This is a genomic window from Sporosarcina sp. Marseille-Q4943 (genome assembly GCF_943736995.1).
GTDB lineage: Bacteria > Bacillota > Bacilli > Bacillales_A > Planococcaceae > Sporosarcina.
Map to the genome: position 1 here is coordinate 1,478,151 of NZ_CALSFT010000002.1, position 19,706 is coordinate 1,497,856.

Here is a 19,706-nt window from a genome sequence, read left to right on the forward strand (position 1 = left end):
AGCCGGCGACTCCAGCGAAAGCCGTAACGAAGAACGGCTTTTGCGAGCAAAAGCGAAGCGTTGGGAGCACAGGATGTATGATTTCTGCACAAATCGCAGAAATCATACAAATCGAACCTTTCGCTGTTCGATTGGCTCACCGCTCTCCCGCGGAAAGCGTCCGGCTGAAGCGGAAATCCAGGTACAATGGCAACTTGACTATTAAGGAGGAATATTCATGAAAAAATTATCAGCATCTGAAATCAGAAAAATGTTTCTTGATTACTTCAAAGAGCACGGCCATAGCGAAGAGCCATCAGCACCTCTAGTACCAATCGACGATCCTTCACTTCTTTGGATCAACAGCGGCGTCGCGACACTGAAAAAATATTTTGACGGACGTGTTGTCCCGACAAATCCGCGAATCGTCAACGCACAAAAGTCCATTCGTACAAACGACATCGAAAACGTAGGAAGAACTGCCCGCCACCACACATTCTTCGAAATGCTCGGAAACTTCTCAATCGGCGATTATTTCAAAGAAGAAGCAATCATCCGCGCGTGGGATTTCCTAACGAATGAAAAATGGATCGGCTTCAATCCCGACTTGCTTTCCGTCACGGTCCACCCAGAAGATGAAGAAGCATACGCGATTTGGAGAGACAAAATCGGTATTCCCGAAGAGCGCATCATCCGATTGGAAGGGAACTTCTGGGATATCGGGGAAGGTCCAAGCGGCCCGAACTCCGAAATCTTCTACGATCGTGGTCCGTCTTTCGGCGACGATTTTTCGGATCCGGAACTATATCCCGGCGGCGAAAACGACCGTTATTTAGAAATTTGGAACTTAGTATTCTCCGAGTTCAACCATAATCCTGATCATACGTACACACCGCTGCCAAAGAAAAACATCGATACAGGAATGGGGCTTGAAAGGATGGCCTCCGTCATCCAGGAAGTGCCGACGAACTTCGACACAGACCTATTCATGCCGATCATCCATGCTGTAGAAAAAGTGTCTGGTGAAAAGTATGGCAAAGACGGTGTGAAAGATACAGCATTTAAAGTGATTGCAGATCATATTAGAACTGTTGCGTTCGCTATCGGCGACGGTGCATTGCCTTCTAATGAAGGAAGGGGATATGTACTACGGAGACTGCTACGTCGTGCAGTACGCTTTGCGAAACAATTGGACATTAATAAGCCGTTCATGTATGAACTCGTTCCTGTCGTCGGGGAAGTGATGCAAGACTTTTATCCCGAAGTCAAAGATAAAGAAGCATTCATCATGAAAGTAATCAAAAACGAGGAAGAGCGATTCCACGAAACATTGAATGAAGGAATGGCAATTTTAAATGGCGTCATTGAAAAAGCGAAGGCAGAAGGCAATCCAATCGTATCGGGTGCGGACGCGTTCAAGCTTTACGATACGTACGGCTTTCCATTTGAGCTGACAGAGGAATTTGGGGAGGAAGCGGGCGTAACCGTCGATCGTGCTGGATTTGACAAAGAAATGGATAACCAACGAAAACGCGCCAGAGCTGCACGCCAAGATGTAGATTCAATGCATGTCCAATCGGAAGTGCTTGGCAGCATCCATGAAAAAAGCGAATTCATCGGATATGATCAACTGTCTTGCAATACAAAAATCGTTGCCCTATTGCATAATGGCGAATTGGTTGCACATGCTTCTGAAGGCGATGAAATCCAGTTCATGCTGGAGCGTACACCTTTCTACGCGGAAAGTGGTGGTCAAATCGCGGATAAAGGAACTGTATCAAGCGATACATTCATCGTCGATGTAAAAGATGTCAAAAAAGCTCCAAATGGTCAACATCTGCATACTGCTGTTGTTCGTTCAGGAGAAATTGCTGACAAATCGGAAGTGTTTGCTGAGGTAGATTCAGAATCACGTAAAATGACAATTAAAAACCATACCGCTACACATCTTCTGCACAAAGCTTTGAAAAGCGTCCTCGGCGAGCATGTCAATCAGGCAGGCTCTTATGTAGGACCAGATCGTCTCCGTTTCGACTTCTCCCATTTCGGGCAAGTGACGAAAGAGGAACTGGAAAAAATCGAAGCAATCGTCAATGAAAAGATTTGGGCCGATATCCCTGTCCAAATCGAACAGAAACCGATTGATGAAGCAAAAGAGATGGGCGCAATGGCGCTATTTGGTGAAAAATACGGAAATATCGTCCGCGTAGTGTCAGTCGGGGATTATTCAATTGAATTGTGCGGAGGTTGCCATGTGCCGGCCACTTCGACGATCGGACTCTTTAAAATTGAGTCGGAAGGCGGCATCGGTGCTGGTACGAGAAGAATTGAAGCAATTACAGGGCAAGAGGCATATGAATCATTTAAAAAGGAAGAGGCCCTTCTTACGGAAGCCGCTGCATTATTGAAAGCAAATCCGAAAGATCTCGTGACGAAAGTCAGCTCCTTCCTATCTGATATGAAAGAGCTTCAGCGGGAAAATGAATCGCTTTCTGCAAAGCTTGGGAACAGTCAGCTCACGGATATCTTGGCAACTGCTCAACAGGTTGACGATGTGACTGTCCTTTCCGCTAGAGTCGATGTTAAGGATAATAATGCACTTCGACAAATGATTGATGAATTGAAGCAACAAGTGAGCAATGGTGTAATTGTCCTAGGAGCTGCGGCTGATGGAAAAGTTTTATTGGCAGCGGGAGTGACAGAAGATTTGAAAAACGGGAACTTCCATGCTGGAAAAATCGTCAATCATGTAGCATCTCTCTGTGGCGGCAAGGGCGGAGGCCGTCCGGACATGGCGATGGCAGGTGCAAAAGATGCTTCTAAACTTGATGAAGCACTTCATTCCGTGTATGATTATGTCAAATCCGTTTAAGCGGAAATGGATGTCGGGTATAGAGCTAGTGGGAAAGGTATCCGATTTGCTAACGGACGATTGGAAAGCGGGGTGTCGACTATGAATTCATACGACAAGACGATGAAATTCAACTTTCCTGAAGAATCAATGGAGCAAGAAGTGAAACAGGTCATGCTCCATGTGCACAAAGCATTGGAAGACAAGGGCTATAATCCCATCAACCAAATTGTCGGTTACCTCTTATCGGGCGATCCGGCTTATATCCCTCGCCACTATGAGGCGCGAAATCTCATCAGGAAATTGGAGAGGGACGAGATTCTCGAGGAATTGGTCAAGTTTTACATCCGTGAAAACGGAGGTCAGACGAATTGAGGGTAATGGGATTGGACGTCGGTTCCAAAACGGTCGGTATTGCAATCAGCGATGCTCTTGGGTGGACAGCCCAAGGCATCGAAACGATTAAAATCGATGAAAGTGCCGGCCAATTTGGCATGTCCAGAATTCAGGAGCTTGTAGCTGAATATGCGGTCACCTCTTTCGTAGTCGGATATCCGAAGAACATGAACAACTCAGTTGGTCCGAGAGGGGAAGCATCCGAAAGGTTTGCTGAAATGTTGGAAGAGGCGTTTGGTTTTCCTGTTATTCTTTGGGATGAGCGGTTGACGACGATGGCAGCGGAACGCATGTTGATCGAAGCGGATGTCAGTAGGAAAAAAAGAAAGACTGTCATCGATAAGATGGCGGCAGTCATGATACTTCAAGGGTATCTTGATTCAAAAAATAGATGAGGTGAATAAAATGGAACATGGACAAGAAACAATGACAGTTGTAGATGAGCACGGAGTAGAGCATGTATGTGAGGTAATCTTCACATTTGAATCAGAGGATTTCGGAAAATCATACGTCCTTTATCATATTCTAGGTGAAGAAGAAGTGGGCGATGATGAAGAGGTTGAAATCCATGCTTCAGCTTTCATCCCATCTGAAGACAATGAAGACGGTGAACTATTGCCGATCGAGACTGATGAGGAATGGGACATGATCGAAGAAATGTTGAACACATTCCTTGCAGAAGACGAGGACGAAGAATAATCCATATGTGCACGGACGGAATGGTGCAGGCCATTCCGTCTTTTTACTGCTATGGAACTTTTTTTAGAGAGAAATTGTTGGAATGAGGTGATGCTTGATGGAGAACGGTTCGAAAAAGGATCAAATGTTTGAGAAAATGCTAGAACAGAAAAAAGAAGTGAAAATAGTGAGACGTATCGTGTTCGTTGTCGCGCTCGTTCTTATTATCGGTGCTTTGATCGGAGGCCGAGCGGTATATAAATACATAACTGAAGCCCTCCAACCGGTCGATCCGAACTCAGAAGAAGTGATTGAAGTGGAAATCCCGATCGGCTCCGGCTTGACTTCGATTTCAGAAATGCTGGAAGCCAAAGGAATCGTTAAAGATGCTAAGATCTTTAAATATTATGCTAAGTTCAACAATGAATCCCAATTCCAGGCAGGCTCATATGGCTTGACAAAAGCGATGACAATGGATGAGTTGATCGAAAGCCTCAAGACTGGGAAGGTATACAGGACGCCTGTATTCACGATGACAATCCCCGAAGGTCTGACGCTGAATCAGATTGCAGTAATTGTTGAAAAGCGGATAGGCATACCGGAAAAAGAGTTTTTGGATTATGTCAATGATGAGCAAACGATTGCTGATCTGATGGGAAGATATCCGAATATTCTAACCGAAGAGATTTTGAAAGAGGAAGTAAGATATCCGTTGGAAGGTTATTTATTCCCAGCGACGTATCCGTTTTATGAAGAGAAGCCATCGGTCGAAACGGTTGTCACGACGATGCTCGATGCAACATCAGACAACATCACTCCATACTTCGCGTATTTGGACAGCAATAAAAAATCGGTCCATTGGCTACTTACTTTCGCCAGCCTGCTTGAAAGGGAAGCGACGGCTAAAACCGATCGGGAGACGATTGCAAGTGTCTTTTACAATCGAATGGATGAAGGGATGCCGCTCCAGACGGATCCTACAGTGTTGTACGCATTAGGCAAACATAAGGATCGGGTACTCTATTCCGATCTGGAAGTCCAGGACCCGTATAATACGTACGTCCATAAAGGCCTCCCACCTGGTCCGATTGCAAATGCCGGCAGATCTTCGATAGAAGCGGTCGTAGATCCTTCCATCACGGACTATTTTTATTTCCTTGCCGATAAGGACGGAAAAAATTATTTTGCTAAGACATATGAAGAACATTTGAGATTAAAGAAAGAACATATATCGGGAGAATGACTGATTTAAATAGAATGGAAGTGCCTTGTATGAAAGCCTTTGAAGCTTATATTTCGAGCATGCGAGAAGCGGACAGTCCACTGATTCGTGAGATGGAGGAATTCGCGGCAGAACACCGTATTCCAATCATGGATCGGAGCGGGATGGAAACGTTCATCGGCCTGCTTCGAATCCAACGGCCGAAGCTAATACTTGAAATCGGAAGCGCAATAGGCTATTCTGCTATCCGGATGGTTTCCTCTTTGGAGGAAGCTTCTGTCGTTACGATTGAGCGGGATCAGGAGCGGTATGCATCCGCCGTGGAATACATTGAGCGAAGCGGATTCGGAGACAGGATTACGATCATCGAGGGAGATGCACTTCTTCTATCCGATGAAACAATCCCTTCATTGCGTTATGATGCCCTGTTCATTGATGCTGCAAAAGGTCAATATAAACGGTTCTTTGAAAAGTACTCCGAGCATGTAGAGCCGGGCGGAATAATCTATTGCGATAATATGTTCATGCACGGTGCCGTCATGCTTCCGGATGAAGAAGTGCCGAAACGGAATCGTACGATGATTCGTAATCTGAAGGAATTCACTTCATGGGTTATGAAGCATCCGAATTATGAGACGTCATTGCTGCCAGTAGGCGATGGTATCCTGGTTGCGGTAAAAAAGAGGGACTAAGCAAGATCCCTGTAATTTGTGGGAGGAAAAGAAATGGATAAGAGAAAGCCTCTCGTCATCGGCATTGCCGGTGGTTCGGGATCAGGAAAGACGAGTGTTACGAACAGAATTTATGAAGTGTTCAAGGAACACTCAGTTGTCGTCATCGAACAAGATTATTATTACAAAGATCAATCCCATCTAGAGTTTGAAGAAAGATTGTTGACGAATTATGATCATCCACTTGCATTTGATACGGATCTGTTGATCGAACATATCGGAAAACTACTTGATCGGAAGACAATCGAAAAGCCGGTTTACGATTATGCGCTCCATACGAGATCTGATCAGAAAATCGCAATTGAACCGAAAGACGTCATCATTCTCGAAGGAATTCTCGTTTTGGAAGATGAAAGGCTCCGGGATTTGATGGATATTAAACTATTTGTCGATACGGATGCGGATTTGCGAATTATCAGACGTTTGATGAGGGACATTAATGAGCGAGGGCGAACAATCGAATCGGTCATTGAACAATACCTCTCAGTCGTTCGTCCAATGCATAATCAATTCATAGAACCGACAAAGCGCTACGCGGATATTATAATTCCCGAAGGCGGACATAATGAAGTCGCTATTGATTTGATGGTCACGAAAATAAAAACAATTCTTGAATTTGGAACGAATTTGTAATATGATGAAGTCAGAATTCAATATAAATGAGACTATGTCGCATACCTCTTGCAGGAGCGGCATAGTGTTTTTATGAACAGGAATATGAGGAGTGTTGTATGATGGTATCAGAGAAAAAGTATCCGATGACAGCATCGGGTAAGAAAAAATTAGAAGAAGAGCTTGAGTTTCTTAAAACAGTAAAACGTAAAGAAGTAGTGGAACGCATCAAAATTGCACGGAGTTACGGAGACCTCTCGGAAAACTCGGAGTACGATTCCGCAAAAGAGGACCAAGCATTTGTCGAAGGTAAGATTTCTACACTGGAATCGATGATCCGCAACTCCGTCATCATTACAGAAAATGAAATGAATACTGACGAAGTACAACTAGGGAAAACAGTTACATTCAAGGAATTGCCTGACGGGGACGAAGAGACATATACAATCGTCGGCTCTGCCGAAGCGAATCCGATTGAAGGATTGATTTCCAACGATTCACCGATTGCAAAAGGCTTGATTGGCCGCAGTAAAGGCGATGAAGTGAAGATCTTGACTCCTGGTGGGGAAATGTCGGTCGTTATTGTTGAAATTAAGTGACCTTGAATGGCCGCCTTCAAATGAGGGCGGCCATTACTCGTTAGCAAGAAGATAGGGGGAAGGATATATGAAAGGAAATGATCCTAGATACTCGCGTGTCAATCGTAAGAAAATGCGCAACAAGAGTAACCAAATATTGAACATTATGATCGGTCTTGTCGTATTGCTGATTATCATTGTCGGCGCTTCAATCATCGTCGGGAACAATGACGATGAAGGAGAGGAGAGTGCAGTTGAACAAGGAGAGGTCGATGAAGCCGGTTCAACTGACAATCAGTCACAAAATGAAGAAAATGATTCCGGCTCCGAATCCGAAAATGAAATGGACTCCGGTGAAACTGGTGATGACGAAAGTAATGATGCGGGACAGTCAGATTCAGGAAGCGAGGAAACGGGCGAATCAGTCAGCATCGATGAAGAGGTCTCAGGTGATGAGGAGGCAGACATTGAAAAGATCGTTCCGGATAATGACGAAATTATAATGGAAACTGTCATTGATAAGGGATGGCAGCCGGTAGGAACCACTCAAACGGGCATCCACGAATCGAAATATGACGGTGAATCCGTTGATTGGAACGAAAAGAAAAAGGCCATTTCGTACGCAACCGGGCATTCCGAGGATGAATTAATTTTCTGGAAAATTAAAAACGGCGGAGGTCCCCAAAAATCGATCGGAATTGTTTCGACGAGGGATAAATCGAAGAAATACCGCGTTTTCCTAGAATGGGTCGATGGAAAGGGTTGGAAGCCTGTTCAGATGGACAATTTAAAGACATTGGATTTTGAATATTGAACAGTGGATAGTAGTCCGCGTTCGGTCGGAGGGTATACAAAGATGAAAATAGCAATCATTGGAGCAATGGAACAGGAAGTTGAAATATTAAGGGAGAAGATCGAGGATCCGATTATCGAAACGATAGCGGGCTGTGAATTCATTGAAGGAAAGATCGGGAAACATGAAATCATTCTCGTGAAGAGCGGAATCGGTAAAGTGAACGCGGCAATCGCGACTACTCTTCTTATCCAGCAATACTCGCCAGATGCAGTCCTTAACACAGGATCTGCAGGCGGATTCAAACAATCCCTTGATGTAGGAACGGTTGTCATTTCTGACGAGGTGAGACATCATGACGTCGATGCGACAGCCTTTGGCTATGAAATTGGACAAGTTCCTGGAATGCCTCCGTCCTTCCCTGCGGATGAAAAACTCATTCAAATCGCCAAGGAAGCCGTGGCCGAAATCGGTGAACATAACTATTCCATCGGATTGATAGCTTCTGGTGATGTATTTATGAGTGATGCTAAAAGGGTAGAGATTGTGAAGGGGCAATTCCCTACTATGATTGCGGCTGAAATGGAGGCGGCAGCTGTTGCACAAGTGTGCCATCAGTTCGGAACGCCGTTTGTCGTCATCCGTGCATTGTCAGATATCGCAGGGAAAGAATCGTCCATCAGCTTCGATGAATTCCTGCCATTGGCGGCAAAGCACTCATCGGAAATTGTCATGCACGCCATCTCGAAATTCTAGGATGATTATGGTAGAATGTTATCATGTTACATAATGCGTGAAGGAGGTAATAAAGGATGTTTTATTTAATGGCTGGTGTATTCGTCGTAACGGCAGTTATTGCGGTGGTCATTGCTCGTGAGGTAAGTGCAGACTGATTTTGACTATGCAGCATGAATAAAAGAAGCAATAAAGAGGCGTTTCCTTTCACAGGGCCCGTGGCCACGTGTCTGGAAACGCCTTTTCATTTGTGATGGACGGCTCTTATTCATTATACTCATGCTTGAAAAGCTGATATAGCTTAACGATGGCTCTTTTTTCGATGCGAGAGACATAACTTCTTGAAATATTGAGTTGCTGTGCAATTTCCTTCTGGGTCATCGGTTGGTCGTCGAGAAGACCGTACCTTCTCTGAATGATTTCAAGCTCTCTTCCATCCAGTTTTCCAAGATGGCGGTAAAGTCGCTCCTTTTGTTCTTTCTGCTGGACGGTTTCAATTGGCGCTTCCTCGTCGGTCTGCAACAAATCTGCTATCTGAAGGGACTGACCGTCTTTATCTGTCCCTATCGGATCGAAGAGTGATACATCCTTCTGCACTTTCTTTTGCGTACGCAAGTACATGAGTATTTCATTTTCAATACAACGGGCTGCATACGTCGCAAGCTTCGTCTTCCGATCAAGTGTGAAACTGTTTACAGCTTTCATGAGCCCGATTGTGCCGATGGAGATATAATCGTCTAGTTGTTCATGTTTTGGATGGAATTTTTTTACGACATGAGCGACGAGGCGCATATTCCTTTCAATGAGCTCATCTCTCGCACTTTCATCACCTTCTGCCAATCGTTTCAAGCAATCAGCCTCTTCCGCTTTCGATAGCGGTCGACGGAATGCCTGCCCCCTGATATAGCCGACCATAGCAGGGACTTCGACCCACAGTTGGACGAGTGCCATGACAAAACCGCTCATCGGTCCACCTCCTGTGTCGTTATATGACAGCATATGCGATGACTGCTTGTTTACATTCGGTTATAGAACGGAGAAAATCAACGGATTTCCAGCTTAGCTCAATCCGTGCCATTGGATGGCAATATGATATAATCGGAATACAATTAGAGAAATAACGGAGTGGTTAACTTGTATAAATATTTCTTGCCGGATGAATATGTTAAAGATATTTTTCAGATTTCACCGGAGGCATTAAAAGAAAAAGGAATCAAAGGAATTATCACCGACTTAGACAATACTTTGGTGGAATGGGACCGTCCGGAAGCGACGCCCGAAATAATTGAATGGGTAAAGATGATGCAGGAAGCCGGTCTCCAAGTGGCGATTCTTTCGAATAATAATCAAAGCCGTGTTGAATCGTTCTGTGATCCGCTCGGCACGCCTTTCATTTGCGACGCCCGAAAGCCGTTGGCAAGGAATTTTAAAAAGGCCCTCGCAATGATGGGCTTAGAGAAGGAAGAGGCTGTAATGGTAGGCGATCAGCTGATGACAGATGTTTTAGGTGGCAACCGATTCGGCCTCCATACAATTCTCGTAGTGCCCGTAGCTAGCTCAGACGGATTCGTAACGAAATTCAATCGGATGATCGAAAGAAGGATCTTGGCAAAACTAAAAAGCCAAGGATTGATTAAATGGGAGGAATAAGTTTGGAACGACTTACATGTATAGGGTGTGGAATTGAAATACAAACAGAGGATCCGAAAAAGGAAGGGTATGCACCTGCAGCTTCATTGGAGAAGGAAGAAGTCATTTGCAGACGTTGTTTCCGCCTTCGGAATTACAATGAACTACAGCCCGTCTCTTTATCGGGAGACGATTTTCTAGCGATATTGAATGGTATCGGGGAAAAAGATGGCCTCATCATCAAAGTCGTCGATATATTTGATTTCAATGGAAGCTGGATAAACGGCTTACAACGATTTGTCGGAAAGAAAGATATCCTTCTGATTGGGAATAAGTCTGATGTACTTCCTAAATCCATCAACCGCAATCGACTGATTCACTGGATGAAGGCTGAGTCCGCAAAACTTGGCTTGAAGCCGGTTGATGTATTGCTTATTTCGGCATACAAAGGTCATGGAATGGAAGAGGCGCTGACAGCCATAGATAAATATAGAAAAGGGAAAGACGTCTATGTCGTCGGTTGTACGAATGTCGGAAAATCAACATTCATTAACCGAATCATTAAAAACGCGACGGGCATGGGTGAAGTGATCACAACTTCGCACTTCCCGGGAACGACACTTGACCTTGTTGAAATCCCACTCGACGATGGCAAGGCCATCTATGATACGCCTGGTATCATTAACGACCATCAGATTGCCCATCATTTGGATACGAAAGACTTGAAGGCCATCACGCCCAAGAAGGAACTGAAGCCTAAAGTGTTTCAATTGAACGCGGAGCAAACATTGTTCATCGGCGGTCTAGCAAGATTCGATTTTCTATCGGGCGATCGTTCTTCGTTTACGATCCATGTCTCGAATGAAATCCCTATCCATCGGACGAAGCTTGAGAACGCAGACTCGTTGTATGCTGCGCATCTCGGAGAAATGCTCTCCCCGCCAAGCGGTGAATCCCTCGAAAAGATGCCGCCGCTCGTAAGACATGAATTTTCGATTAAAAAACCCAAAATGGATCTCGTCATTTCGGGATTAGGCTGGATCACTGTTCAGCATCCGGGTGTTGTCGTTGCGGTGCATGCACCGAGAGGAGTCGATGTAGTACTCCGTCCATCGCTTATTTAAGGAGGACTGTTTCATGAAAAAGTGGTATGCGGTCATCGGTGACCCAATTGCTCAATCGATGTCTCCAATAATGCACGATACGTGGTTTCAGGAAAACGGGATCGACGCATCCTATATACCGATCCATGTAGAGGCAAATCATTTGGAGGATGCCGTTGACAGCTTGAAACGTTTAGGTTGCAGTGGGTGGAATGTTACAGTGCCTCATAAAAGTGCAATCATTCCTTTCCTCGATCAGGTGGACGAGGAAGCAAGGCAGATGAACGCCGTGAATACTGTAAAAGTCCTTGATGATGGAACATTATTCGGAACGAATACCGATGGACGAGGTTTTGTCCGCTCCTTGCAAGAAACTGGAACTACTCCTGAAGAAGTCGGAGAGTTGCTCATCATAGGCGCTGGCGGTGCAGCTGCAGGCATTTCCTATGCACTTGAATCGGCGGGTTTCAGCCCAATTGCCGTTACGAACCGCACAATAGAGAAAGCAAAGCAAATGTCCAAAAGCATTACAGGAAGTTACGCTATACAAGTAGACGACGCGCAATCTGAAATTAGTAAATTCGGTTTGATCGTTCAAACGACTTCTGTCGGGATGAATTTTGCACAAAGTGGATTCCCACTTGATCCGAACGGCATTTCCGAAGGCGCAACGGTCGCTGACATCATCTACAATCCATTGGAAACCGAATTTCTCCGCCGTGCCCGGGAGGCTGGCGGCAAGACGATGAACGGGATCGGTATGTTTGTCCACCAAGGTGCATTGGCTTTTGAGCTTTGGACAGGTGTCTACCCGGATACGAAGAAAATGATTTATTCAATTACAACTGAACTTGGAGGAAAATAAATGTTAACAGGTAAACAAAAAAGTTATTTACGAAGTGAAGCGCATCATCTACAACCGATTTTTCAAATTGGAAAAGGTGGCTTGACTGAACCGATCATCAAACAGATCGAAGAGGCGCTAGAAGCTCGTGAATTGATTAAAGTGAGCATTCTTCAAAATTGTGAAGAGGATAAAAATACGATTGCGGAAAGACTGCAAGAGGCAGGAATTGAGGTCGTGCAAGTGATCGGTAAAATCCTCGTGCTTTACAAAGAGTCGAAGGAGAAAAAGCGGATCGTTTTACCTTAAGGAGGACAACATGAAAAAGATCGGACTGCTGGGCGGTACTTTTAATCCACCGCATATCGGACATCTTATCATGGCGAATGAAGTGAAGCATGCACTGCAACTTGATGAAGTGCGGCTTATGCCCACTTCGATTCCGCCTCATAAAGCGGACCCATCAGATGCAACTCCGGAGCAACGGTTGCGAATGGTGGAGCTTGCCGTCTCAGGTACACCCGGATTGACCGCATCCTCTTATGAAGTTGACCGGGGCGGTGTCTCCTACACATATGATACGATGAAAGCCTTAAAGAAGCAGGAACCGGATACCGAATTCCACTTTATCATCGGCGGCGATATGATCGATATGCTGCACAAATGGTATAAAATCGATGAACTGATGAAAATTGTGACGTTTGTCGGGGTGGGGAGACCGGGTACTGTAGGTGAAACGCAATATCCGATCACAATGATTCAGATCCCGGAAATCGATTTGTCTTCGACGGTGATCCGTAATCGGCTGCAAACAGGCGGCACGATACAATTCCTTGTACCGGACGACATCGAGACGTATATCCGACAGGAGGGACTCTATGCAAACCGGACCAATGGTAGCGGAACTTGAAAAAAGATTGCCGAGAAGGCGTTTTGAGCATGTAATGAGGGTGACGGAAAAAGCGAAGGAATTGGCATCACGATACAATGTTCCGGTAGACAAAGCGGAAAAGGCGGCACTGTTCCATGATATTGCGAAATTCATGGAGCCAGCCGATATGCGAAAGCTTATTGAAGAAAATGGGGAAGACAAAAGGCTTCTTTCCTTCCATCATGAACTTTGGCATGCGGCGGCAGGACGAATCATTGCTGAGAAGGAGTTCGGAGTGAAGGATATGGATATCCTAAACGCCATCCGCTTTCATACGACAGGCAGAGCGGGCATGTCGGACCTTGAGAAGCTTGTTTATATTGCTGATCTCATTGAGCCGGGACGGAATTTTCCGGGCATCAAGGAGCTGCGAAACGCAGCCGATCTGCAGATAGACGAGGCGATGAAGGTTTGCATCGTCCATTCTGTGCTCTATCTTATCGATAAGCGTGTCGCTGTCTTCCCGGACTCCATCGAATGCTATAATGAACACGTACAAAGAATTTGAAACAGCCAACTACGAAAGGAAACGTGAAAATATGTCAACTTTACTTGAAACAGCTTATAAAGCGGTAGACGATAAGAAAGGGCAAGACATTGTCGTATTGAACATGGAGGGAGTTTCACTCATCGCAGACCAATTCATCATTTGTCATGCGAACTCGGAGCGTCAAGTGCAAGCAATTGCCAGGGAAGTTGCCGATAAGGCTTCAGAAAACGCATTTGAAGTCAAAAGAGTGGAAGGGATGGACAACGGCAGATGGGTCCTCGTTGACTTGGGCGATGTAATCGTCCACGTATTCCATAAGGATGAGCGAGGATATTATAACTTGGAGAAGTTATGGGGAGACGCTCCATTGCTGAAAATGGACGATGGACAATAAAGAGGCTTATACGGACTTCGCCCTCGTCTATGATGAATTGATGATTGATATCCCATACGATGCATATGTAGATTTGATCTCCCTTGCTGCTGACGGGATAAAAGAAAAGAAAATCATCGATGTCGGTTGCGGGACGGGTTTGCTTTCTGTAAAGTTATCGCAAGGTGGGGCATTTGTGACAGGGATCGATTTATCTAGGGATATGCTCAATGTCGCAGAAAAACGCGCAAATGATCTTTCCTTGGATATTGATTTTCTGGAAAAGCCAATGCAGGCAATAGAAGGGGAAGAGCAATTTGACGTTGCTGTCATAGCGATTGATTCGCTGAACTACTTACCGGACCGTGAAAGTGTCCTCGACACTTTCAATGGCATCCATTCTGTCTTGAAGAATGGTGGAGTGCTCGTTTTCGACGTGCATTCCACCTTCAAGACCGATGTCATTTTCATGGAAGGTCCATTCACTTTCAATAATGATCGTATCGCATATATTTGGAATACAGAAGAAGGCGATGAGGAGCATTCCGTCATGTCGGAACTCAGTTTTTTCGTAAAAGAGGATAGCGGCCTTTACCGCCGATTCGATGAAAGGCATCAACAACGGACTTTTCATGTGTATGAATACGTAGATTTATTGCGGGAAGCCGGTTTTACGATAGAACGTATTTTTGCAGATTGGGAAGATGAACCCCCACACGAAGAAAGTGAAAGAATATTTTTTCAAGCGCGTAAATGAAACTTCCAATTTCATTGGAAATCGGATATAGTGGGATATGACTCCATATGGATGCCTCGTAGAAAGGGTGGTAAAGCTGTTTCTATCAATCGTATCCGGAAAATGGCGTACGATCATCACCCCTATTGCAGCAATCGCTGTACTATCCGCAATTCTGTTCTTTCCCCGAGGGCAGGCCGACAGTCAACTGACAGTCGCAAGCGGACAATCCCCAATTTTAGATGTTATACAAGAGCAACAACAAGAAGAGCAACCGATTGAAAGTATTGAAACGGCCCCGATGACGATCATGGTCGATATCCAAGGCGCCGTGAAGTATCCTGGCGTCTATTCACTCATGGAAGGGGATCGTCTGATCGATGCCATTCATGCGGCAGGAGGCTATTTGGCTGATGCGGATTCCCGAATGCTAAACCATGCTATGAAACTTCCAGATGAGTTTTTCATTTATGTGCCTAGGGAAGGCGAAGAAGTTGATTTTTCCGGGTCATCCGGTTCTAGTCATCTCCAGCTGGGCGGTGTCTCGAAGGATGACGGAAAAGTGAACATCAATACCGCGGATGCGCAAGAGCTCATGACAATTCCGGGAATCGGACCGTCAAAGGCCGCTGCCATCATTCAATATCGTGAGGAGCATGGGCTATTCGCTTCCCCTGAAGCCATAATGGAAGTGTCAGGAATCGGGCAAAAGACGTTTGACAAGCTTGAGTCTTTCATTACGGCAAAATAATTGAAACTGTTTGGAGGCATACATATGGAGCGTATTACTTGGGATCAGTTTTTCATGGCGCAATGCCATTTGCTTGCGGTCAGAAGTACTTGCACAAGACTGACGGTCGGAGCGACAATCGTCAGAGACAACAGGATTATAGCGGGGGGCTATAACGGCTCCATTTCAGGCGGGGACCATTGCATCGATCATGGATGTTATGTTGTCGGAAATCATTGCGTCCGAACAATTCACGCTGAGATGAACGCACTGCTCCAATGTGCGAAATACGGAAGTCCTGTTGAAGGAGCATCCTTGTATGTGACTCATTTTCCTTGTTTGCAATGCTCGAAAGCGATCATCCAGTCCGGAATAAAGACTGTCTACTATGCGTCGGATTATAAGAATGACCAATACGCCATAGAGCTTTTCAGGCAATCCGGAGTAGAAATCAGACATATCCCTTTCGATGTTAGCAAGGTGGATTTCACAAAGGAAGGCAAGTTGCAGCTCATCAATGACTTGCTTGCAGAAATGGAATCATTAGGCGCGCCGACCGAAGAGCTTGTTCCATTCAAAAAAAGGGTGGATGACTTATTCGGCAAGTAATCGGCGAAATTCGTCTTATTAATATTTGCGTGCCGGTAGCCGTATCTGCTTTTGCTGCATACGGACCGGCGCAAGTTTTACTCCTCAATCTATTGCTTATCCCCATTTTTCTCCGTAGAAAAGAAGTCGCCACTCCGACACTCGCATTGGCGGCGTCATTATTCTCCTATTTTTACATTTCATTGCATATACCTGAACTTGATGAAGGCGGACAACCTGCCACCTTGAATTTGACATGGACCGATCAAGTCAAAATTGATGGTGGAAAAATGAAAGGATTTGCGAAGACCGACACCGGCGAAATTGTATACGCCTTGCTGAAATTCGAAAATGAAGCCCAGAAATTACAATTTCAAAACTTGCATATCCCTTCTTACCATTTTACTTTGGAAGGGGCTTTTCAGGAACTGCCCACCTCGGCACATGAATATACCTTCAACATGGAACGTTACTTAAGAATGAATGGCGCTATTGGCATGTTCGAATCCGATAGATTACTAAGCTTAGAAATCAATTCAGGATTGAAGACGATTTTATCGGAGCGAAGGTGGAATGTGAAGCAGCATATTCAAGGAACTTTCCCGGAATCGCTCGTAACGGAAGCGCAAGCCTTGCTCATCGGGGATCGGAGCGGCATGGATGAACAGATGGCTTCCAGATATAGGACTCTTGGAATCACCCATCTATTTGCCATATCGGGTTTGCATGTCGGACTGCTGACGTTTCTATTTCGAAACCTGTTTATCAGATTGTCGGTCAGGATAGAAACGATCGATAATTTTCTGATCATTCTTTTGCCGATCTACGCAGTAATAGCGGGTGGAGCGCCATCTGTTTGGCGGGCAGTATCCGTGACGATACTCATACTGCTTACTGCGACGGGGCGATTCAGAATGAGAATGGATGATGCACTTGCTATGAGTGCCGCCGGCTTTATCCTTTGGCAGCCATTCGTCGTATTCCAGCCCGGATTCCAACTATCTTATTTGGCGGCATTCTCGTTAATTTACTCGACAAGGATTCTATCGCGTCCTACATCTGCAATTACGTTGTCATTTCTAGTGACGTCCATCACTCAATTGGCGTTATATCCAATCCTTTTGTACCACTTCTATGAGTTGTCCATATCGTCATTCATCGTAAATCTTTTCTATGTTCCACTTTATTCTTTCGTCATTTTACCGATGAATATCATTTTACTATTATTGACCTATGGACTGGCTCCCATCGCTGAAATTGTCTTTTCGCTCTATGTCCCGTTTAGAAGCTGGATTGAAGCATGTACAGAATTTCTGGCTTCTTTACCGTATCAAGTATGGGTTCCAGGTCGGCCAGGTCCATTTACATCGATACTCGCTATATGCGGTACTCTCTTATTTTTAGTTGCCCTGGAAAGAGAAGTGAAAGCTTTTCGGGCTGTCCCGTTCGTCTTAATACCGGCAATTATTATTCACGCGGTTTCGTATACGGATTCCGAGACGAAAGTGACGTATCTTGATGTTGGACAAGGGGATGCAATTGTCATCGAACTCCCGCATCGCAGAGGAGTATATCTGATTGATACAGGAGGGACCGTGAATTTTGGCGCACCCAACTGGCGCACGCCTGAAAAAGCATTCGAAGTGGGCAGAAGCATTGTCGTCCCTTTCCTAAAAGGGAGAGGAATTACTAAAATTGATAAATTAATATTAACCCATGCGGACAGCGATCATATGGAAGGTGCGGACGAAGTTCTGGAAGAGGTCCAAGTGAAGGAGATCCATATTTCACCGGGTAGTGAAAAGGAAAAGACGATGGAAGATGTTATGCGGATAGCTATAGACAAGAGAATCCCTGTTTTTGCGATGAATGAGGGGGGCAATTGGTCGGACAAGTCCTCAGATTTTTATTATATGGCACCTGCCGTCGGTCCATACAATGGGAATGATAGCTCCCTTGTGATCTTCATGACGACAGAAGGGGTTTCATTCCTGTTCACCGGAGATTTGGGGGTTGAAGGAGAGAGGAAGCTCCTCCGAAGATATGGGGATTTCGATTGGGGAAAAGTGATCCTGAAAGCCGGCCATCACGGCAGCCATACGTCCAGCTCAGATGAATTCATTAGAGCTCTGCAACCGGAACTGACAATTTTCTCATACGGGAAGGATAATCGGTATGGGCATCCTCACGCAGAAGTGTTGGAGACTTTTAAAAAGTATGGACTCTCGACGATGTCAACGGCTGATCACGGCTCAATAACGGTTTCCGTGAAAAGAGGCGGCGGCTATTCTGTTGTGCCGCAATAAAATGAAAAGACGGCCTTGTCCATTCCAAGTGGGAAATGAACAGGCCGCCTTTCAGGAGTGCTATTAGTGCGCGACGAAGTCTACGATTGTAGCAATAACGAAAATTGCAGAAAAAGCAACGAAAGCTACAATGAAACCGACACCAGAGTCGATTAAATCATTGCGTTTAGACTGTACGTCATGTTCAAACTCATTCATTGCTACACCTCCTAATTCCTTTATAGTATAGATGATAACGAATAAAAAATCTATATCAAACGTTCTTTTATGCCGGGTTTGTGACAATCGACACAAATTGTTCATAGTCGTGAATTGGTAATGTATAATGGGACAATGTGAGTGACTGGAGGGATTCAAATGGTCAACGCGATCTGGAAAAGCATAGGAGAAGGGAAAGTTGAACCTGTTTATTTGTTGACGGGCGTCGAGCAGCATTTGATTGATACCACAATCAAAAGGATTATGAAGGCGATGCCTGACATCGATGAGAGTTCGGTCGTCCGTTTTGATTTGGAGGAAACGCCGATTGAAGCTGTTCTTGAAGAGGCGGACACACTTCCATTTTTAGAAGATAGGAAATTAATCATCGCCAATAATGCATCATTCCTGAAGGCGGCCGATAAAACGAAGGAGAAAGTCGTACATAATATCGCATTACTGGAGTCTTGGCTAAGTAATCCATCACCAACAGCAACTGTGCTGTTTTTGGCGCCTTATGAAAAACTGGATGGGCGGAAAAAGATTGTGAAGGTGATGCAACAAAGAGCGGTTGTCGTTGAAGCAATGCCGCTGACCGGCCGAGATTTGACTACATGGATTCAAAACGAAGCAGGAAGGAATGGCGTCAAAATCAATCCGGAAATTGCGCAAAGCCTCGTGGAAATGGCAGGTGATAGCCTATTGACCCTTTCGAGTGAAATCGAAAAAATAGGCATGTATATGAATGGGGAAGGAGAAGTGACAAGAGAGATCGTCGAAATGCTCGTACCCCGTTTGCCTGAAATGGACGTCTTTCGCCTGACAGATGCATACATGACCGGCAATGTGAAAAGGACAATAACAATCTACCATGATTTACTGCGTAATGGCGAAGAGCCAATTATGCTGACATCCCTCATTGCAGGACAAATCCGATTGATGATTCACGTTACGTCATTAGTGAAAAAAGGTTACCAACAACAGCAAATCGCAAAAACATTAAACGTCCATCCATACCGGGTGAAGTTAATTATGGATAATCGTAGTATACCTAAAATGGAAAGGCTACTCCTTATCTTAGAGAAACTAGCCCGTATCGACCATCAATTAAAGTCAACGAGCGGCAAAAGGGAAAGAGTGCTCGAAATCTTTTTCATGGAGCCACTAAGAGTGTAAATAGAAAAGGCTGTCCACTTTGTCGAT

Annotated in this window: 24 protein-coding genes; 22 read left to right on the forward strand and 2 right to left on the reverse strand. The window is 45.0% G+C overall.

The features are described 5' to 3' along the window. Positions 1-217: 217 nt before the first annotated feature. The 10 genes from alaS to mtnN all read left to right on the forward strand — a co-directional run bounded on the left by alaS (position 218) and on the right by mtnN (position 8,596). Positions 218-2,851, forward strand: a complete 2,634-nt coding sequence (gene alaS, locus NIT04_RS07200; protein ID WP_252502872.1) for an alanine--tRNA ligase — start codon at positions 218-220, stop codon at positions 2,849-2,851. Between the two features lie 81 nt (positions 2,852-2,932). Next, entirely contained in the window at positions 2,933-3,205 is a 273-nt protein-coding gene (locus tag NIT04_RS07205; RefSeq protein WP_251624673.1) for an IreB family regulatory phosphoprotein, read from the forward strand. Next, the gene (gene ruvX / locus NIT04_RS07210; RefSeq protein WP_252502873.1) at positions 3,202-3,621 is read left to right on the forward strand and encodes a Holliday junction resolvase RuvX; all 420 of its coding nucleotides are present in this window, start codon (positions 3,202-3,204) and stop codon (positions 3,619-3,621) included. Before NIT04_RS07205 ends, ruvX begins: the two co-directional genes overlap by 4 nt. 10 nt (positions 3,622-3,631) lie before the next feature. Then, the gene (locus tag NIT04_RS07215) at positions 3,632-3,925 is read left to right on the forward strand and encodes a DUF1292 domain-containing protein (protein WP_252502874.1); all 294 of its coding nucleotides are present in this window, start codon (positions 3,632-3,634) and stop codon (positions 3,923-3,925) included. Between the two features lie 97 nt (positions 3,926-4,022). Continuing rightward, a complete protein-coding gene (gene mltG, locus NIT04_RS07220; RefSeq protein WP_252502875.1) occupies positions 4,023-5,147 on the forward strand; it encodes an endolytic transglycosylase MltG in 1,125 nt (374 codons plus the stop codon). Between the two features lie 29 nt (positions 5,148-5,176). Further along, a complete protein-coding gene (locus NIT04_RS07225; protein ID WP_252502876.1) occupies positions 5,177-5,818 on the forward strand; it encodes an O-methyltransferase in 642 nt (213 codons plus the stop codon). A 33-nt stretch (positions 5,819-5,851) separates the two neighbouring features. Beyond that, positions 5,852-6,490 (forward strand): uridine kinase, encoded by a 639-nt coding sequence (udk, locus tag NIT04_RS07230; protein WP_252502877.1) that lies wholly within the window; start codon positions 5,852-5,854, stop codon positions 6,488-6,490. Positions 6,491-6,591: 101 nt separating this feature from the next. Further along, positions 6,592-7,068, forward strand: coding sequence for a transcription elongation factor GreA (gene greA / locus NIT04_RS07235; RefSeq protein ID WP_252502878.1), 477 nt, complete (start codon positions 6,592-6,594; stop codon positions 7,066-7,068). 67 nt (positions 7,069-7,135) lie between these two features. Next, positions 7,136-7,861, forward strand: a complete 726-nt coding sequence (locus tag NIT04_RS07240) for a DUF1510 family protein (protein WP_252502879.1) — start codon at positions 7,136-7,138, stop codon at positions 7,859-7,861. A 42-nt stretch (positions 7,862-7,903) separates the two neighbouring features. Next, positions 7,904-8,596 (forward strand): 5'-methylthioadenosine/S-adenosylhomocysteine nucleosidase, encoded by a 693-nt coding sequence (gene mtnN / locus NIT04_RS07245; protein WP_252502880.1) that lies wholly within the window; start codon positions 7,904-7,906, stop codon positions 8,594-8,596. Positions 8,597-8,839: 243 nt separating this feature from the next. On the opposite strand, the gene sigK is transcribed toward mtnN, so the two are convergent. Then, positions 8,840-9,541, reverse strand: a complete 702-nt coding sequence (gene sigK, locus NIT04_RS07250) for an RNA polymerase sporulation sigma factor SigK (protein ID WP_252502881.1) — start codon at positions 9,539-9,541, stop codon at positions 8,840-8,842. A 168-nt stretch (positions 9,542-9,709) separates the two neighbouring features. Here sigK and NIT04_RS07255 point away from each other — a divergent pair, with 168 nt between their 5' ends. From NIT04_RS07255 to NIT04_RS07305, 11 genes are read left to right on the forward strand one after another with little or no spacing between them, the layout of a single operon-like run. Beyond that, a complete protein-coding gene (locus tag NIT04_RS07255; protein ID WP_252502882.1) occupies positions 9,710-10,225 on the forward strand; it encodes a YqeG family HAD IIIA-type phosphatase in 516 nt (171 codons plus the stop codon). After that, positions 10,213-11,328: a ribosome biogenesis GTPase YqeH gene (gene yqeH / locus NIT04_RS07260; RefSeq protein ID WP_252502883.1), complete on the forward strand. Its 1,116-nt coding sequence runs from the start codon at positions 10,213-10,215 to the stop codon at positions 11,326-11,328. Before NIT04_RS07255 ends, yqeH begins: the two co-directional genes overlap by 13 nt. Before the next feature lie 13 nt (positions 11,329-11,341). Then, positions 11,342-12,172 carry a shikimate dehydrogenase gene (aroE, locus tag NIT04_RS07265; protein WP_252502884.1) on the forward strand — a complete coding sequence of 277 codons (831 nt, stop codon included), beginning with the start codon at positions 11,342-11,344 and terminating at the stop codon, positions 12,170-12,172. Beyond that, entirely contained in the window at positions 12,173-12,460 is a 288-nt protein-coding gene (yhbY, locus tag NIT04_RS07270; RefSeq protein ID WP_252502885.1) for a ribosome assembly RNA-binding protein YhbY, read from the forward strand. A gap of 10 nt (positions 12,461-12,470) precedes the next feature. Next, positions 12,471-13,061, forward strand: coding sequence for a nicotinate-nucleotide adenylyltransferase (locus tag NIT04_RS07275; RefSeq protein ID WP_252502886.1), 591 nt, complete (start codon positions 12,471-12,473; stop codon positions 13,059-13,061). Next, positions 13,030-13,590, forward strand: coding sequence for a bis(5'-nucleosyl)-tetraphosphatase (symmetrical) YqeK (gene yqeK / locus NIT04_RS07280; RefSeq protein ID WP_252502887.1), 561 nt, complete (start codon positions 13,030-13,032; stop codon positions 13,588-13,590). The genes NIT04_RS07275 and yqeK overlap by 32 nt, the downstream gene beginning before the upstream one ends. Before the next feature lie 31 nt (positions 13,591-13,621). Then, positions 13,622-13,966 carry a ribosome silencing factor gene (gene rsfS, locus NIT04_RS07285; protein ID WP_252502888.1) on the forward strand — a complete coding sequence of 115 codons (345 nt, stop codon included), beginning with the start codon at positions 13,622-13,624 and terminating at the stop codon, positions 13,964-13,966. Further along, positions 13,956-14,702: a class I SAM-dependent methyltransferase gene (locus tag NIT04_RS07290; protein WP_252502889.1), complete on the forward strand. Its 747-nt coding sequence runs from the start codon at positions 13,956-13,958 to the stop codon at positions 14,700-14,702. The genes rsfS and NIT04_RS07290 overlap by 11 nt, the downstream gene beginning before the upstream one ends. A gap of 37 nt (positions 14,703-14,739) precedes the next feature. After that, entirely contained in the window at positions 14,740-15,432 is a 693-nt protein-coding gene (locus tag NIT04_RS07295) for a helix-hairpin-helix domain-containing protein (RefSeq protein WP_252502890.1), read from the forward strand. Between the two features lie 24 nt (positions 15,433-15,456). Beyond that, entirely contained in the window at positions 15,457-16,020 is a 564-nt protein-coding gene (locus NIT04_RS07300; protein WP_252502891.1) for a ComE operon protein 2, read from the forward strand. 29 nt (positions 16,021-16,049) lie between these two features. Beyond that, complete coding sequence (locus tag NIT04_RS07305) at positions 16,050-18,305, forward strand: DNA internalization-related competence protein ComEC/Rec2 (protein WP_252502892.1); 2,256 nt, start codon at positions 16,050-16,052, stop codon at positions 18,303-18,305. Between the two features lie 63 nt (positions 18,306-18,368). Here NIT04_RS07305 and NIT04_RS07310 read toward each other — a convergent pair whose 3' ends face one another. Continuing rightward, entirely contained in the window at positions 18,369-18,503 is a 135-nt protein-coding gene (locus NIT04_RS07310) for a YqzM family protein (protein WP_251624632.1), read from the reverse strand. 159 nt (positions 18,504-18,662) lie between these two features. Between NIT04_RS07310 and holA the strand changes: the two genes are divergently transcribed. Then, positions 18,663-19,679 carry a DNA polymerase III subunit delta gene (gene holA / locus NIT04_RS07315; RefSeq protein ID WP_252502893.1) on the forward strand — a complete coding sequence of 339 codons (1,017 nt, stop codon included), beginning with the start codon at positions 18,663-18,665 and terminating at the stop codon, positions 19,677-19,679. The last annotated feature ends 27 nt before the right edge of the window (positions 19,680-19,706 follow it).